The organism is Halomonas sp. 3F2F, assembly GCF_014897805.1.
Taxonomy (GTDB): Bacteria; Pseudomonadota; Gammaproteobacteria; order Pseudomonadales; family Halomonadaceae; genus Vreelandella.
Map to the genome: position 1 here is coordinate 85,351 of NZ_JABUZE010000032.1, position 15,931 is coordinate 101,281.

Annotated in this window: 12 protein-coding genes and 4 pseudogenes; 8 read left to right on the top strand and 8 right to left on the bottom strand. The window is 52.3% G+C overall.

Going from position 1 to position 15,931, the window contains the following annotated elements; genetic code table 11:
- Positions 1-48 precede the first annotated feature (48 nt).
- Together INT21_RS03620 and INT21_RS03625 are read left to right on the top strand one after the other, a co-directional pair.
- On the top strand, positions 49-2,016 hold the full coding sequence (locus INT21_RS03620; RefSeq protein WP_193084856.1) for a 2Fe-2S iron-sulfur cluster-binding protein: 1,968 nt from the start codon (positions 49-51) through the stop codon (positions 2,014-2,016).
- A gap of 423 nt (positions 2,017-2,439) precedes the next feature.
- Positions 2,440-3,257 (top strand): annotated as a pseudogene (locus INT21_RS03625) (IS3 family transposase); the annotation flags it as partial.
- Positions 3,258-3,481: 224 nt separating this feature from the next.
- Here the strand turns inward: INT21_RS03625 and INT21_RS03630 are convergent.
- The gene (locus INT21_RS03630; RefSeq protein WP_193060416.1) at positions 3,482-4,723 is read right to left on the bottom strand and encodes an IS110 family transposase; all 1,242 of its coding nucleotides are present in this window, start codon (positions 4,721-4,723) and stop codon (positions 3,482-3,484) included.
- A gap of 85 nt (positions 4,724-4,808) precedes the next feature.
- Between INT21_RS03630 and INT21_RS03635 the strand changes: the two are divergent.
- Both INT21_RS03635 and INT21_RS03640 read left to right on the top strand, forming a co-directional pair.
- A pseudogene (locus tag INT21_RS03635) lies at positions 4,809-5,081 on the top strand (integrase core domain-containing protein); the annotation flags it as partial.
- A gap of 92 nt (positions 5,082-5,173) precedes the next feature.
- Positions 5,174-5,494 (top strand): hypothetical protein, encoded by a 321-nt coding sequence (locus INT21_RS03640; RefSeq protein WP_193060417.1) that lies wholly within the window; start codon positions 5,174-5,176, stop codon positions 5,492-5,494.
- Between the two features lie 90 nt (positions 5,495-5,584).
- Here INT21_RS03640 and INT21_RS03645 read toward each other — a convergent pair whose 3' ends face one another.
- Complete coding sequence (locus INT21_RS03645) at positions 5,585-6,364, bottom strand: transporter substrate-binding domain-containing protein (RefSeq protein ID WP_193060418.1); 780 nt, start codon at positions 6,362-6,364, stop codon at positions 5,585-5,587.
- Between the two features lie 148 nt (positions 6,365-6,512).
- Positions 6,513-6,818 carry a hypothetical protein gene (locus INT21_RS03650; RefSeq protein WP_193060419.1) on the bottom strand — a complete coding sequence of 102 codons (306 nt, stop codon included), beginning with the start codon at positions 6,816-6,818 and terminating at the stop codon, positions 6,513-6,515.
- A gap of 179 nt (positions 6,819-6,997) precedes the next feature.
- Between INT21_RS03650 and INT21_RS03655 the strand changes: the two genes are divergently transcribed.
- The 3 genes and pseudogenes from INT21_RS03655 (at position 6,998) to INT21_RS03665 (ending at position 9,240) form a co-directional block, all read left to right on the top strand.
- Positions 6,998-8,344: a type II toxin-antitoxin system HipA family toxin gene (locus INT21_RS03655; protein ID WP_193060420.1), complete on the top strand. Its 1,347-nt coding sequence runs from the start codon at positions 6,998-7,000 to the stop codon at positions 8,342-8,344.
- A complete protein-coding gene (locus INT21_RS03660) occupies positions 8,341-8,643 on the top strand; it encodes a helix-turn-helix domain-containing protein (protein WP_193060421.1) in 303 nt (100 codons plus the stop codon). The genes INT21_RS03655 and INT21_RS03660 overlap by 4 nt, the downstream gene beginning before the upstream one ends.
- Positions 8,644-8,814: 171 nt before the next feature.
- A pseudogene (locus tag INT21_RS03665) lies at positions 8,815-9,240 on the top strand (alpha-hydroxy acid oxidase).
- A 34-nt stretch (positions 9,241-9,274) separates the two neighbouring features.
- Here the strand turns inward: INT21_RS03665 and INT21_RS03670 are convergent.
- The 5 genes and pseudogenes from INT21_RS03670 to iscB all read right to left on the bottom strand — a co-directional run bounded on the left by INT21_RS03670 (position 9,275) and on the right by iscB (position 15,561).
- Positions 9,275-10,566: pseudogene (locus INT21_RS03670) on the bottom strand (ISL3 family transposase).
- 44 nt (positions 10,567-10,610) lie between these two features.
- The gene (locus INT21_RS03675; RefSeq protein ID WP_319022185.1) at positions 10,611-11,375 is read right to left on the bottom strand and encodes an aminoglycoside adenylyltransferase family protein; all 765 of its coding nucleotides are present in this window, start codon (positions 11,373-11,375) and stop codon (positions 10,611-10,613) included.
- Between the two features lie 221 nt (positions 11,376-11,596).
- Entirely contained in the window at positions 11,597-12,595 is a 999-nt protein-coding gene (gene cydB, locus INT21_RS03680; protein WP_193060422.1) for a cytochrome d ubiquinol oxidase subunit II, read from the bottom strand.
- Positions 12,592-14,004, bottom strand: a complete 1,413-nt coding sequence (locus INT21_RS03685; RefSeq protein ID WP_193060423.1) for a cytochrome ubiquinol oxidase subunit I — start codon at positions 14,002-14,004, stop codon at positions 12,592-12,594. Before INT21_RS03685 ends, cydB begins: the two co-directional genes overlap by 4 nt.
- Positions 14,005-14,172: 168 nt before the next feature.
- Positions 14,173-15,561 (bottom strand): RNA-guided endonuclease IscB, encoded by a 1,389-nt coding sequence (iscB, locus tag INT21_RS03690; RefSeq protein ID WP_193084857.1) that lies wholly within the window; start codon positions 15,559-15,561, stop codon positions 14,173-14,175.
- A gap of 98 nt (positions 15,562-15,659) precedes the next feature.
- On the opposite strand from iscB, the gene INT21_RS03695 reads away from it, so the two are divergent.
- A complete protein-coding gene (locus INT21_RS03695; RefSeq protein WP_193084858.1) occupies positions 15,660-15,857 on the top strand; it encodes a hypothetical protein in 198 nt (65 codons plus the stop codon).
- The last annotated feature ends 74 nt before the right edge of the window (positions 15,858-15,931 follow it).

The window sequence follows — 15,931 nt, forward strand, 5'->3', positions numbered from 1 at the left end:
TGCAGCATTCCAAATCGGTGCGGGCGAGCTGCTCGCGAGGAGTCAAGGGTGAATAACGACATCACCAGCAGCCCATGGCATCAAGGCGAACTTGCTTTGCAACGGGTGGTCGGTGTGGAACAACAGATGGCAGAGGTGGGCCGCAAGGTGATGCGTCCCTTTCTGACACCGCAGCTCCAGCACTTCTTCCCTCAACTGCCGTTTGTGGCAGCAGCGGCGGTGGATAGTGACAGCTGGCCTTGGGTCACGCTGCTGGAGGGCGCCCCCGGATTTGTTCATGCGCCGGACGAGTCACGGTTGGATCTAGCGTTATCACCGCCAGCAGATGATCCCCTTACACCGCTGCTTATCAATGGCGCCAACATTGGGCTACTGGGTATTGAGCTTCACACGCGTCGTCGTAACCGGGTTAACGGGGTATTGCAAGGCTCCGCAGGTCAATGGCAGTTGGAAGTGGTTCATGCCTTCGGTAATTGCCCGCAGTACATTCACGACTGGTCGACGATGAACTCAGTACAGCCCCTGCCGGGTTCCGTGCTAGCCATGCGCGACGCGAACCTAGGTCAATTACCGGCGCCAGTTCTTGAGCATATTGATCGTGCGATTACGGCCTTCGTGGGCAGTTACGCCCATACCGACCAAGGCGTTCAGGTGGACGCCTCTCATCGTGGTGGGCAACCGGGATTTATTCGGCGCCTGGGATGTGATCTGATTCTGCCCGATTTTGCGGGCAATCGATTCTTCAATACGCTAGGCAACGTGCTGTCCAGCGGCCGCGCTGCCTTAGTAATACCGGATTTTACCAGTGGAGATGTGCTGCACCTCTCCGGTGAAGCGCGGCTGGTGGACGAGGAAACTGCAGGGGCACATTATCCTGGTGCTGAACGCTACTGGTGCTTAACACCACGCCATATTGTCTGGCGCCCGGAGGCGTTGCACTGGCGTAGCCACGCAAATGCAGCGGTCGCTGAGGTTGAACCCTATGGGCCCTGGAAAGCGCTTGCTCCCTCCACAGTGCAGCGCGTTCAAGTAACCACCGTGGTGGAGGAGACGCATGAGATTCGCTCTTTCTATTCGAAGAGTTCCCAGCAAGGCAAAGAGCTGGCTCCATTTAAAGCGGGACAGTTCATTACACTACGTGTACCGCGCTTGGATGGTACGCCGCTGGTACGCAGCTATACGCTTTCGGGCGATAGCCAGCAGGCCGACTATCGCATCAGTGTTAAGGCCGACGGCGAGGGCTCGCGTTACTTACACAGTGCGCTGCAGGTGGGCTCGGAGTTGTCTGTCAGCCTGCCGAGTGGCTCGTTTACTGCACATGCTAGCGGCTCAGACCGTGCTCACTGGGTGCTGCTGGGAGGTGGTATCGGTATTACGCCGATACGGAGTTTAGCGCATGAGCTAACCGGCGCAGACCGGGGCCCCGTAACCTTAATTCATAGCGTGCGACATGCCAGTGAGGCGCCTTTTAGTGAAGAGCTACTCGACTTGAGCGCGCAGGGGCTACGATTACAGCGCCACGTTACCGGATCTGCCAATGTCCCCAACGGCTGGATTCCAGGTCGGGTTTCGCTGGTGGAGGTTCTGGCTGATAAAGTCCTTTCCGAAGTACAGCTGTACTTATGTGGCCCCGCTACCTTTGTCCAGCATTACCATGAGGAGGCGTTGGCTCTAGGGCTCGCTCCCAATCAGATACACACAGAAGCCTTCGGCCCTTCGGCGCTAGCAAAAACATACGCAGTACCATCCGCTGAACAAGCGGTAGAAGTAAGCTTTGCCAATTCTAGTGTGGTAGCTCACTGGCAACCTGGTGAAACTCTTTTGGAAACTGCTGAAAAAGCGGGACTTCATCCTGCCTATGGATGTCGCAGCGGTAGCTGTGGAGAGTGCGCCTGCTTATTGGATCAGGGGGAGGTGACCTATCCAGAAGGCATATCAGTACCAGAGGGAAAAGTTCTACTGTGCAGTGCTCGACCTGCTAAGCACTCTGGAAGGCTTGCGATACATCTTCCTTAGGGGATTCTCAGTGATGGAAGTGGCCTTTTTTCCATCACGTGGGTGTGGCGCGCCTACCCCAAACGACGGAACCTAGTTTAGCCAGCTTAGCCCAACCATGACCACTGCGCGTTTTTCTACTGACAGTTGTAATATGAGCACTCATATTTCTGGGGCAGCATGCTGTGAGTTTCGGTAAAACAATTGTTTATGATAAGGCGCTGTATACTGATGCGCATTTTTCTGGCAAAACGCATCGCTCAGGCGAGCTGCGTTTTTATAAGTTTCAATAAATTACGGCCGTTTAGTCAGAATGATTGTTACCAGAAAACTATGCATGTTCATTAATAAACTGTTATGCAATGAAGCTATGGTAATCCCCCCCGAAAAACCAGGGTGTTCAAAAGTAGAATTTTCCGTAAGCTAAACGCAGGGAGATTCTGCATGAAAAAATCACGTTTTTCTGACAGCCAAATACTGTCAATTCTCAAGCAAGCCGAAGGCGGCGCTCCGGTTCCAGAGCTGTGTCGTGAGCATGGCATGAGCAGTGCGACTTTCTACAAGTGGCGAGCTAAATTCGGCGGCATGGATGCGTCCATGATGGCCCGGTTGAAAGAGCTAGAGGATGAAAACCGACGGCTCAAGAAGATGTACGCTGAGGAACGATTGAAAGCGGACATCCTCAAGGAAGCCATCGAAAAAAAGTGGTGAAGCCGTCTCGACGCCGTGAGATGGCGCAGAAAGCCGTCAATGAGAAGCGCATCAGTATTCGACTGGCTTGCTGGTTGTTCAGCATCAGCGAGACCTGCTATCGCTACCGGGCCAAGCTCAGCAGCGAGAATACCAAGATCGCCGACTGGCTAATCCGGTTGACCCATAACCAGCGCAATTGGGGCTTCGGCCTGTGCTTTTTGCACCTGAGAAACGTCAAAGGGTTTGGCTGGAATCACAAACGGGTTTACCGAATTTATCGGGAGCTGGAACTGAACCTGCGGATAAAACCCAAGAAACGCCTGGTTCGTGAAAAGCCGGAGCCATTGGCCGTGCCGGAAATGATCAATGACAGTTGGTCGATGGACTTCATGCACGACCAGCTCAACGATGGTCGCAGATACCGGCTGCTGAATGTGATTGATGACTTCAACCGCGAAGGCCTTTGCATCGAAGTAGACTTCTCGCTTCCGACAGAGCGTGTTATACGGTCACTGGAGCAGATCATTGAGTGGCGGGGCAAACCGCGCTCTATTCGCTGTGACAACGGACTACCTACGGAACCCGCTCAATACGCACACAAAATCTCACTTCGTGCTCGACATGGGAACACTTGCTCACTACTCAGGCTCATGCGTCGCAACCATATCTAAAGGGTGCTCACCATAGTGTACAAGGGTCCAAAAGGCCCAACAGGACTTAACAAAGCATTTTGGAACGGTTGTGAGCGTTGAGCATTATCTACAGGGTCACTGGGTGCCCTAACGGCACAGATTTACGTCTCACAACCAAACTCATAATAGCCTCGATAATCACTACCTGTCTTTATTAAAGCATGCGCGACGCGGGCTAATTTAACGGCCACTGCCACGCGGGCTTTCCGCTTGATATCCGGATCATCAGGGGTTGCCCGAATATAGCGCTCGTATTTCTGTCGGAATGTATTTTCCCGCTGTCTGATGGCGACTGTGGCTGCCAACCAGAAGGCGTACCGTAAACGTGCATTGCCTCGCTTTGATAAGCGGTAATGCCCTTGCTGTTTACCACTTTGACTTGCCGACAAGTTGAAGCCGCAAAAGCTAAGGTATTGGCGATAATGGCAAAAACGCTTTAGGTCACCGCTTTCGGCAATAATAACTAACGCAATGATAGGACCAATACCAGGCAATGTCCGAAGTCGCTGGTAATCATCGCGGTGAGATATCAACTGGTCAGCGGCTTCTTCGATTTGCTGCCTTTGCTCGGTTAGCTTCAGATAACGCCTGACCTGCAATTTGAAGGTGGCAATTGCTGGGCTATTAAGCGGTACGGGTAACGCTATCGACTGCTCCGCCACTTCATAAACCTCTTCTAAAAAGCGCTGCTTGGCCACCTTCCTCCCCACTACCTCCCAAGCACGTTGCACGAAGGTCGTTTTTTTATAGCGCGTGATACTTTGTGGGGTAGGGAATTTCAGCAAGAAGCGGCAAAACCACACGGCACGGGTGCTGTTAAAAAAACGCTCCATTTCTGGAAAAAAGAGAGTGAGGTAATGATTGAATAAACTATGTTGACAGCGGGATCTAGCGAGTGAGATTTGATAATACGTATTCGCAAGCTCCTGAATATCTAACATTTCATTCACTAACGGATCGTAAAATGGTTGCATCATGCCCTGCTGCATCAAGTACATGATAACCCGCGCGTCTTTCTTGTCGTTTTTATCCCAGCTTTTAAACAACATTTCACGCGCTCTGGCGCAGGCTAAAGACGACACCATATGGCACAAGGCGCCTTGAGACCTTAACCAATAGGCAATATTCCGATGAAAGTCAGCCGTTGGCTCAAAGGCCACCAGAATGTCTTCAGCAGGTACTTCTGCTGCATTAATGAGGTTCTGATAACCCACTAACGTGTTAGGGAGCTTAAACGTTTTGGTACGACCTGACGGCCATAAAATGACAGCATCATGGGACGTTTTGGCAATGTCGATGGCGATCATCACTTTCACAGAGCTATTCTTTAAGTTGTCAGCCATGTGTACATCTCCTAAATCCACTGATTGGCATCAGAGATTTTGGTACAGATGGCTGGCTCCAACCTGCTTATTCAGCAAGTACTACGGCCCTGAATACATCAGCGGCAAGCTGGCGAACTGGGCGAAAAACCAAGGCATTGTGTTGGCGTTTATCCAGCCCGGCAAGCCCCAGCAGAATGCCTATATCGAACGCTACAACCGAACGGTGCGTTACGATTGGCTGGCCCAGTATCTGTTCGACAGCACCGAAGAAGTCCAAGGTTATGCTACTCGCTGGCTCTGGCACTACAATCACGAACGACCCAATATGGGACTCGGAGGAATCACTCCTCAACAGAAGTTGGCCATGATGGCCTGAGGCCTACTTTTGAAGCCCTCTAAAAATGGGGGGATTACCTTGAGCTCGTTGTTCAAGCAATCTGTGATGGCGATATAGAAAGGCACCTTGGGATGCATCAACGGAAAATTGAACCAGATCTCTATTATGAAGAGAAATTTTCTATCTTCCATGAAGCATGTAACGATGCGGGTATTGCGGAGATTGAAGTAACCTCGGATTTTGATGATGACGTCATGCAAGAGCAGAAGCGGCGGTATTTAATTGACGCGAATATTGTGATGGGAGACGGGGCTGTTTATACAACGTCGATTCGAGTGGCTTGGGGCTCAATTCAGGAGGAAGAAGGCAGCGAGCCCGTTGAGACGTGGCGATTAGCTGGACTGAGTAGAGTACAAGTCCCCATTCTTAATGAAGCACTGTCACGGAATTAGATTTAGATTGTTCTCTACTTAATACAACAACCCCAGGGGTGAGCGTAGCGTGTTATCCCTGGGGGTATAGTTGGCGAGATAGTGACAGTCTTAGATCTTGATGTCGTAGTCGACGTATTTGTTCATTAGCTCGTCATAGGTACCGTCTTGCTTGATTTCTCGCAGTGCCTCATTGAACTGCTCCGCCAGGGCTTCATTGCGAGGATGGAAGGCTGCCGCCACGCCATGTCCGAAATAGTGCTTGGGCTCGCGGATCAGCGGCGAGCTGGTAACAATCCCACTGCCTTCAGCGTTAACTTCAAGCGATGACAGCGCTAGTGGGTAATACATAAAAGCTGCGTCTAAGCGACCTGTTCTAATATCTACCGCGAGATCTTCGCCTGTTGCATAGCGCCGTACGTCAACGAGATCGCCATAGGTGTCGGTGATGTATTCATCGCGGATGGTGCCACGTTGAACGCCTACCGATATACCCTCAAGGGCGTCGCGATCTTCAATATCGATCTCGTTGCCTTCCTGAGTCACCCAGACGCTAGGGTTGCTGTAGTAGGGTTCTGAGAACAGCACTTGTGCGCGGCGCGCATCGGTGATTGCCATTGAGGACATGATGGCGTCGTACTTGCGTGCTAATAAGCCGGGGATGATGCCGTCCCAGCCTTGCTCTACCCATTCGCACTCACGCTCGATGCGTCGACATACTTCTTCACCCAGTTCCACCTCGAAGCCTGTTAGGGTGCCGTCGGGCAAGCGATACTCAAAAGGCTCAAAGGGAACATCAACAGCGAGGCGAAGTGGGTCGTCGGAGTAGGCTGGAATGGCAAATAGCAGTGATGTAAGCGCCGTTGCTATTCCTATGTGACTGCGGGGCATAGACTTTCCTTTTTTCGTTTTTATATAAGGTGTTGATTAAGCAATTTTGCATGATTCGCGTAATAGGTAAAGTGCTTTATAAAGGCTTGTTAAAAGCTTCTGAGGAGTCAGGGCCTTTTGTCGTTCTTAGACGCTTAGCTTTCGCGATTTAGCCGTTTGGCTTTATGATTTTGATCGTAATGGCCACTACTGTGCATGCCAGGGCAGGTAAAACAACGTCTAACACTGAATCCAGCGTCCAGCCGCGCCAAACACCTTCAAAGATGCCCACCGGTAATGTTTGCCCCCATTCCCAGCCACGTTGAACGGCTAACCTGTATTCATGTTGTGCAATCTCACGTCCAAGCAACAGTGCTATCGCGATGGCACCGGTGACTCTTGCGTTTGCAAAAGGAAGTAGAGCCATTTGAATCAGCAGCGCGATAAACACATGCTCTAAATGGGTAATATTCACATTAGGCTCCAATATGGCGCTCGTGTGGATAATTCAGTGTGCACTATAATGCTCATTAATTCTTTGTTGTAGTTATTATGTGCGCTAAACTGCTCATAAGTAATCGGCGGAAGAATTTTTGAGCATTTTGCTGCGCATTAATAATTTCGTACATCAGCGGCTTTCGACATGGGTGATTCGTGAAGTTAACGATACAGGTTCATTTTGAACAAGCGTGGCATGATGCGGCTGAATTGTCGTTGCCTAACCCTGAGCAGGGTACTCGCGGGGAGTCTCGGCTGCGCTATGCGACTGACTATGCCGTTGAGTGGCTATTTCAAGATGACCTGCACGCTTGCAGTATGCGGTTGCCTATCGAGTTAATGCTGACTCATGAGTCGCCACACTGGTTCGGTTTCTTGGAAGACATTATGCCGGCGGGAGCTAGCCGGCGTTTTTGGGTGGATTATCTAGGGCTTCACGATTTACCGATTGGGCAACAGGATGCTGAATTACTGGCACGTGGCACTATCGCGCCGGTCGGCAACTTACGAATCAAAGAATCATTGCCTGATCTCTCCGTAAAGAAAGCCTTAGAGGAGCGACGGTTTCCGCTGCAAAGCGTTGTAGAGCGTCAGGTGGACTTTTTAGAGTATGCCCAGCAGATGGGGGCGGCCAGTGGCGGTGCCACTGGGGCTGGCGGTGAAGCGCCAAAATTGCTGCTCAGATTGACGAACGACGACCACGTTTGGATTGATACCTGGCAGGATGAAAACCATCGACCTGACCTACCCATGCTGGTGAAATTTCCGCGCGGTAGACGTTCAGTTGACGATTGCAACATCTTGAGAGCTGAATATCATTATTATCAGGAGCTTGCATCGTTAGGGGTGGCCACGATAGATACCGAACAGATGCGTTTGGTGGAGGGCGAGCGTTACCCATCCCTGTGGTTACCCCGTTTCGACATGCAGTACCTCGACGGCACTTGGGTTCGCTATGGCCTGGAGTCAGTCTACTCCTTGGTAGGCGCCGCACCGGGCACTTTCCTGCATCATGGCGAAACAATCCGCCAACTGATTAGTTTGCTGAGGGCTCAATATCGCGTGCAAGAACAAGGCGCCGTTTTCGAGGGTGAGCGCTTTGTTTTGGAGTGGATTAAGCGTGATTTGTTGAATATCGCTTTCGGCAACTCTGACAATCATGGCCGGAATACGGCGTTATTGAAGCGCCCCGAAGGCATTGGGCTTGCCCCTGTATATGACTTCGCGCCCATGAAGGCTGACCCCGAGGGGGTGACACGAACAACGCAATGGGGAACACCCCTGGAAGTTGGCGGGGAGTACGATTGGCGAGGAATTGCCGACACCCTGGCAGACGTTGTCGATCCAGCGCGAGTGATGGAAGAGCTTCGTGCGCTTGCATTGAAGCTAGAGGGCGTCGATGAACGCTTGGCTGCCCGTGGAGTTCCACCCCGAATCCTTGATATGCCTGCAGTCGGCCTACGCACTATCAATACTCGACTCAAGCGCTGGGGGTTGCTATGAAGCGCTATTCTGATGATCGCGAAGAGGCCCTGGTGACTCTGTTGAAACGCTTCTATGCGGGGGAAATCACCGACGGAGCGTTATTGCGTGCGTTACGCCGCGATGTGCTGGGGTTAAACCAAACACGTTATGCCGCCTTGGTGGGCATCAGTCGACGAACGTTGTCGGATCTGGAGGGCGATAAAAATAATGTCACCCTAGAGGTTAAGAATCGTGTATTCCGACCGTTAGGGTTAGAAGTGAGTTTACTGCCGCGTAAGCGTGCTCTGTTGGAGCAGGTATTGGCGTTCACCGAGTAACTTGTTTCCTTTTAATGCCCTGCCATTTCCGCAAATCTCTACTGGTTATGCTGAAATAGTTTGATGAGTAAAGAGAGCGAAACAGGGCGTTTACTTGTGCAGTATTGAAGAACAACATAGAGATCGTCTGTTCTAGATGCTAATGAGAACAATATCTATTAGGGATGTGTTATGCCGATCTATACCAACATTGAAAATCTTCGTCGCCATTACGCCCGCCGTACACCAAAAATGTTTTATGACTACGCCGAGTCGGGCTGTTGGACAGAGCAAACCTTTCGTGAAAATACCAGCGACTTCCAGCATATTCATTTAAAACGGCGTGTTGCGGTCTATATGTCAGGGCGTTCTACGTGAAGTTCTATGCTGGGCGAAGATGTGGCTATGCCGGTTGCGCTTGCGCCCGTAGGGCTAACGGGAATGCAAGCGGCAGATGGCGAAATTAAAGCAGCACGGGCGGCTGAAAAATTTGGTGTGCCGTTTACGCTGTCGACCATGTCGATTTGCTCGATTGAGGACGTCGCAGAACACACGACGCAGCCGTTCTGGTTCCAGGTGTATACCTTAAAAGATGGGGTAAGCGGAAAAGATGGTTGATGGGCACATTCCACCCACCAACCTGATACCACGCTCAGATGGTTGATAGATCGACCCCGTAGTTGAGTTCTTCTGCGAAGTCCGGCAGTCCATAACCAATAGTTTTCTTATAGAACGGAGAGACTTTCGCAGTCGGTGCCTTCTTCTTGTGCTTCGTGGTATAGAGCATTCGTGCCCGCATCGCCTCGAAGGAGTATCCACGCCCCTCACGGTTCTTGTCCTTGGCCAATCGGTTGATGGACTCCGTGTAGGCGTTGGTGACGGGCATATCCGTCTCGAAGTAGGTTATGATCTCTTCGCGCCAGTTACCCACTGCCCTGACCAGATCGCTCCAGATTTCCTTCTGGCCCTTCGGGATAGAGTCGATCCACTCATCGAGGGCAGCTTCTGCCTGCGGTCGTGTGGTGGCGTCCCATATACGGTAGAAGCGCTCCTTGTGCTCGTAGGCGGCCAGCAATTGGGGAAACGCGCCTGTCCATGTTTCCATGATCAGCCGTTCCCGGTCTGAGACCTCGTGAGCGCGCTTCAGCAGGATTTTCCGATCTCCCTTGAGGGTACGGATCTGGGCGGTTTTCAGCTCTGTCCTGAGCCCCTTGCGCACTTTCTCCAGAGCATCGTTGGCCATACGCACCACATGGAACTTATCGACCACGATGCAGGCCTGTGGCAGCACCGCCTTGACCGCTGCCCGGTAGGGGTTCCACATGTCCATGCTGACGATCTCGACCTTCTGCCGGTCCTTCATCTTCATCAGGAAGGTGGTCGCCACGTCCTGACGGCGGGTGGCTAGCAGATCGAGCAGGGTCTTCTCCTCGATGTTGGTCAGGATGCAGCGGTAGCGCTTGTTCAGGTATAGCTCATCGATGCCCAGAATGCGGGGCGTCTCGAAGCGGTACCAGCGGCCCAGGAACTCGGCGCGGGCGTTGAAAATATCCCGTACCGTCTTCTCGTCTAGCCCGGTTTGGTGCGCCACGAAGGTGTAGGGGTGGTTAAAGGACTCCTTCTCCACGTATTCATGCAGCCGAAGCGTCATGCGGAAGCCGTCCACTACCTCCGGTAGCTGGGGGGCCTGAAGGTAGTCTCGCAGGCCCGACAGGTGTACCGGCGGCGGACCACCCACAGGGTGACTCGCTTACCGTGGATGGGCAGATCACGATAGGGAACATCACGCTTGCCGAACCGCACGAACTCTCCCTGCACCCCGCATTCCTCGCAGGCCATGGGATCGGGCGCGTCTATCTGGAAGTGCATTTCGTCATCGGTAGATGTGTAACCCAGCACCTGGTACTCCGGCAGGTGCAGGATGTTGTCGGGCATTTTGGACATGAGAGGCTTGTGTTATGGACGCATCGTGGTACACGAAGAGCTTTTCATAGATTCGCTAAGACATGATCGTGCAGGGATTTTACCGTGTGTTGGAGTTCTTGCTGGCGATTTCGCCAATCACTTTCACATCCGCTCAAGTAAGCCTCCCGCGCATCGACTAAAACATCCGCTTGTTCAGCCGGTAGCCAAGTAACTGCCCAATCGGCAGCAACATCCTTAGAGACAAACTCACCGGTAACTGATGTCCGCCACATACGCGCCAAAGTTAACAGGACGTTGCGCTCATCCCCCTGTAGCATTTCGATTAAAGCTGGCAGAACATCCTTGATTGCACGACGTATATCAGATTTTGGAATAGCTGGTAGAAGCTCGTTTGCGTTCGGTCCGATTAGAGGTTTCGCTTCCTGCCGTGATTGGGCCAGCACCAGGGTAAGCTCTGGATCACAGGCAGGCTCGGAACCTTCACCCGCCTCGTACTCATGACGCAACCACTCACCGTAAATGAATTCGCTTCGCGCAGGATAGAGCGGCTCAGCAAGATCTGAGCGCAAAAAGACAATCACTTCAAGAGGGTGGCGTCCATCCGGATCAAAAGGGTATCGCCCAGATATCTCCATTAACTCGGAAGTAAGGCATCTTCGAACCTCGGATGTCATCGGTTGGTCAATGACCACAAGCAAATCTACGTCGCTGCGGGGGCGAAGCTCACCAGCCACAGCCGAGCCATGGAGATAGACAGCCACCAGTGATTTTGCTAGCCGCTTCTGAACAATTGACAATGCTTTATTTGCTTCGGCAGGTACGATCACTAAACAGCCCATCTTAAATATCAAGAGAATGATGCTTTTGAGGATATGACCTCCTCACGCGGCTTCGTCAACCATATTATCCGTTGATCACCTGGACGATAAGGGCCTGTGGCAAGGACACATCAACCATTTTCTCCGCTTACCCAGTAATAAAAAGAAGGGTGCCCAAATGGCACCCTTCTTTTTTGTGACAAGCAATCAACAGATTAACTGCTAAAGCCTCAATGGTACCCTTCGCCCACTTTTACCTTGCCGCGAAATACCCAGTAAGACCAGGCAGTGTAGGCCAACACGATAGGGATAACAATCAGCACGCCGATCAGCAAAAACAATTGCGACTCCGGTGCAGAAGCGGCATCCCAAATTGTATAGTTGGGCGGTACGATAACCGGCCATTTACTGGCAATGAGGCCTAGGTAGGTAAAGATAAATAGGCCCAATGTTGCGACAAACGGTAAGCCTTCCTGCTGGCGTTTTACGGCACGATAAAGAGTGCCAGCGCAGACCATGGCGAGAATAGGGAACAGCCAAATTAGGTGGATCTGGTTCATCCAGCGGTCACGCACTTCTGGACTAACCAGCGGTGTCCACAGGCTAACAATGCCAAATACCACCAATACCGCTAAGAGTAATTTTGGTGTGATGCGATAGGCCCACTGCTGGACATGGTCTTCTGACTTCAGGATCAGCCACGTAGAACCAAGCAATGCGTAGCCCGCCATTAGTCCAATCCCCGTCAATACAGTAAAGGGTGTCAACCAATCCAGTGCGCCACCGACATAGCGAAAGTCTTCGACAGCAAACCCTTGGATGTAAGCGCCGACGACTGCGCCTTGAGCGAAGGTGGCAATGGCAGAACCCCAACAAAATGCGCGGTTCCACCAACGGCGGTTTTTCTTAGACTTGAAGCGAAACTCGAATGAGATGCCGCGAAAAATCAAGCCAGCCAGCATTAGGAAAACACCGATATAGAGCGCGGGCAAAAACACGGAATAAACTAAAGGAAAGGCGCCGAGCAGCCCAGCACCGCCCAGCACTAACCACGTCTCATTGCCATCCCACACGGGAGCAACAGAGTTCATCATCACATCGCGTGACTCTTCATCAGGAGCGAAGGGAAACAAAATTCCCAACCCTAGATCGAAGCCATCCATTAAGACATACATAATGACGCCAAAGCCAATAATGGCAGCCCAGATGAGTGAAAGATCAATACTCATGTGTTGGCTCCTTCCAAGTCATCATCAAAGGGGGTGTGTGCTGCGGATAGGGGGCGTTTCGGGCGTTCAACCTCGCCTCCAACTTCAGACTGTGTTTCTACTTTCATGCCATTGCGCACAACTCGCGTTAGATAATAAATACCGGTGAAAAATACCACGCTGTAAACCGCGATATAGCCAATCAAGGTAAACAGTGCCATGCCGCCAGTAAGGGACGGCGTTAAGCCTTCCGCGTGTGTCATGACGCCATACACTAACCAAGGCGCACGTCCTGATTCGGTAACAATCCAGCCACCCAGAACCGCGAGGAAGGGGGATGCAATCATGACGGTAAGCGTTTTTAAGAAAAGTGGGTTTTCATAGACACGCCCCTTACGACGCAGAAACAACCCGGTCAGCGCAACAGCAATCATCAGCACGCCAATGCCTACCATGACGCGGAAAGCCCAGAATACAATGATGACAGGAGGCTGCTCTTCTATTGGTACTGCGTTAAGCCCGGGAACTTCACCATCGACATGGTGCGTCAGAATCAAGCTGGCAAGGTTGGGGATGCCAATTTCAAAATGATTGGTCTGGGCTTCTTTATCGGGGATAGCAAAAAGCAGAAGCGGCACATTGGTTTGCGTTTCCCAGTTACCCTCCATGGCAGCTACTTTCGTTGGCTGGTGCTCCAAGGTGTTCAGACCGTGAAAATCGCCGACTACCGCTTGCGCAGGCGCTAATATCAGCAGTAACCACAAACACATGGATAGCGCTTTTTTGTTAGCTTCAACATCACGCTTGCGTAGTAAGAACCAGGCGCTAACCCCTGCAACGACGAACCCGCCGGTTAGGAAGGAAGCCATGCCCATGTGAACAAAGCGATACCAGAAGGAGGGGTTAAAGAGTGCTTCCATCCAGGAAGTGATATGGAACCGACCGTCGATGAGCTCGTAACCTACCGGGGTTTGCATCCAACTGTTGGCAGAAAGTATCCAGAAAGAAGATATAAACGTGCCTACAGCAACCATGATGGCAGCAAATAAATGCACACCTTCAGGTACTTTATTGCGGCCAAATAACAGCACACCTAGAAAAGCGGCTTCTAGGAAAAAGGCCGTTACTACCTCATAGCTGAGGACAGGGCCTAAGAAGTTAGATGTGGCGTAGGCAAAGTTGCTCCAGTTAGTACCAAACTGAAACGACATCACAATGCCTGATACAACGCCCATGCCAAACACAACGGCAAACACTTTTGTCCAGAACAGCGCTAAGCGATCCCAAGCGGGATTTTCCGTTTTGTAGAATAGGCCATGCAGTAGTGCGATGTAGGAAGCCAAACCGATAGTAAACACCGGAAAAATGGCATGAAAAGAGACAACAAAAGCGAACTGTAGCCTTGAAAGCAACAGAGGATCTAATTCCATGGCGACCTCCTAGATCGTGTGGCATGAAAGTATTGAAAATCAGTAGTTGTCGCAGGAGCTATATTCTTAAAGGCTATGGATATATTTCTTTAATCATCAGATTTTGCGCGGGATACCCGGTACTTCTAGTGCCGGGAGGGATAGCGCGTCGCTCGCAGAGCGACTCGGTTACGCCACCGCCTGTCCCGCTCCTCCTTTTAGTTGGTGAATAGTCGGGGTGAGGTGATAGCCGTAGCCATCACCGCGTTGTATCACGGTGCAGTGTTTGTGCGAAATGCCCTGCACGGCACCCTGGTCGGTCTGGATATTGAAACTGCCGGTTTTGCGCACCGCGACGCGGCCCGTATAGGTACCGGCCTTTTTGCCGCTAGGCACCACGGCTTTCACTATGTCGCCGGTTTGAAAGCCCCGCACCTGCTTCTGGCGCATCAGATAGCCACGCGGAAAACCATATTTCGTCAAGCGGGTGCGCTGGTAGTTGCCGCGCCCGGTGCATTTGATCGTTAGCGTCGAGGCTGTCCAGTCGTGCAACCAGCCGAAAGCGCCCACACAAGCCGCATCCAGGGCGTGAGTCTTAGGAATGCCGAGTCGCTGACGGTTGTATTTAGTGCGACCACCGCTGGCGACTGCCACCGGCAGTCCCGTCGTTTTAAGCGCATTAAACAGTGCCCAGCGCGTGGCATTAACCGCACTGGCATCGCGCAGCGGTTGCTTGAGCTGGCGTTGTACCCGCTCCAGCCGTGCGTCCGCTGATAAGCCGTTAGCCTTGAGGCGTTTTCTCAGCCCCTTGTCACGGGAGAAAAAGTCCGCCAACGGCAGCGAACCCTTAGCCTGATTGCAGGGGTGGCAGCTAAGGGTCAAGTTGCTGACCCGGTTGGAACCACCGCGTGAACGCGGCACCACATGCTCAATCTCCAGCGGTGTGTCGCCGGTGCCACAATAGGCACACTCACGGCCCCATTTTGCCAGCAGGTACTCGCGTACCTCGTAGCCCAGCAAAGTACCTTGCTGGTACTCGACCCCGCTAATCTCCGGGTTGTCGAGCTTCTGGGTATCAAAGCGCACCAACTCCTGGCTGATGGCCGTGACGGGGGCTAGCTTGCTGAGTCGTTCTACCCAGGCCATGACCGTATCCACTCGATGTTGCAGGCTGGGGGCCAGCCAGCCTTTGGGCTTGGTGCGATTGTTGAAGCGCGGGGCGCGATAACGCAGATTCTTTGACCGGCGACGCCGCCGAAAGCCACGGCGCTGCTCCAGTGACTTCTTGATCTGATAGCCACGATGCACCAGGTCAAATAAGCACAATACATGCCGTTGCGGGCCGTCTGATTCGGTGCTGTCCGTTTCACGCATCAACGCCAGCCCGGTCGTTTTGCTGCCAGGGTCGATGCCCAGGCGAAGCGGTTGCGTGTCACCACCCACCCGATCTTTCAGCCGGATCGTGAACGGATAGCGCTTATGTACCACGGCACGACCACGCGCCAACAGCAACCGGGCGCGCTTTTCGCTGCACGGCATCAGTGGCCGCTTGTGTTTATCCCATACGAAAACCGCCATGCGATTTCCTCCTAATCAATGCCCTTACGGGCCTGGTGTCGCAGGGCTTTCGCCCCGTCTCCCCTCGGGAAGGTTGATAACCGGCTCCTGCCAACGATATGGCTATCGGCAGCGATCAAGACCTTCGGCGTTTTACCCTGCGCCAGCATGATCCTGACCTTTCAGAGCGCCAAACTGAGGAAGCATTTGGCGGTGAGTCTTGGCGACCTGTTATCAACGTAGCGGGTTGGCTACCGCTTTCCCTGGTCAACCGGGCTTGCTTTTACAAGCCTCCGGCTTCAGCCGGAGGTAATTGACTAATAATAGTAGTTGAAACCACTCTGCGACGTAAGTTGAAAGTATCCAGTGATGCATGGCGTATTGTCGCATC

Bases quoted from the DNA above. Each gene is read 5' to 3' on its own strand.
- INT21_RS03640 (WP_193060417.1), top strand. From the start codon at position 5,174: ATGCATCAACGGAAAATTGAACCAGATCTCTATTATGAAGAGAAATTT.
- INT21_RS03630 (WP_193060416.1), bottom strand. From the start codon at position 4,723: ATGGCTGACAACTTAAAGAATAGCTCTGTGAAAGTGATGATCGCCATC.
- INT21_RS03685 (WP_193060423.1), bottom strand. From the start codon at position 14,004: ATGGAATTAGATCCTCTGTTGCTTTCAAGGCTACAGTTCGCTTTTGTT.
- INT21_RS03645 (WP_193060418.1), bottom strand. From the start codon at position 6,364: ATGCCCCGCAGTCACATAGGAATAGCAACGGCGCTTACATCACTGCTA.
- cydB (WP_193060422.1), bottom strand. From the start codon at position 12,595: ATGAGTATTGATCTTTCACTCATCTGGGCTGCCATTATTGGCTTTGGC.
- iscB (WP_193084857.1), bottom strand. From the start codon at position 15,561: ATGGCGGTTTTCGTATGGGATAAACACAAGCGGCCACTGATGCCGTGC.
- INT21_RS03660 (WP_193060421.1), top strand. From the start codon at position 8,341: ATGAAGCGCTATTCTGATGATCGCGAAGAGGCCCTGGTGACTCTGTTG.
- INT21_RS03695 (WP_193084858.1), top strand. From the start codon at position 15,660: ATGGCTATCGGCAGCGATCAAGACCTTCGGCGTTTTACCCTGCGCCAG.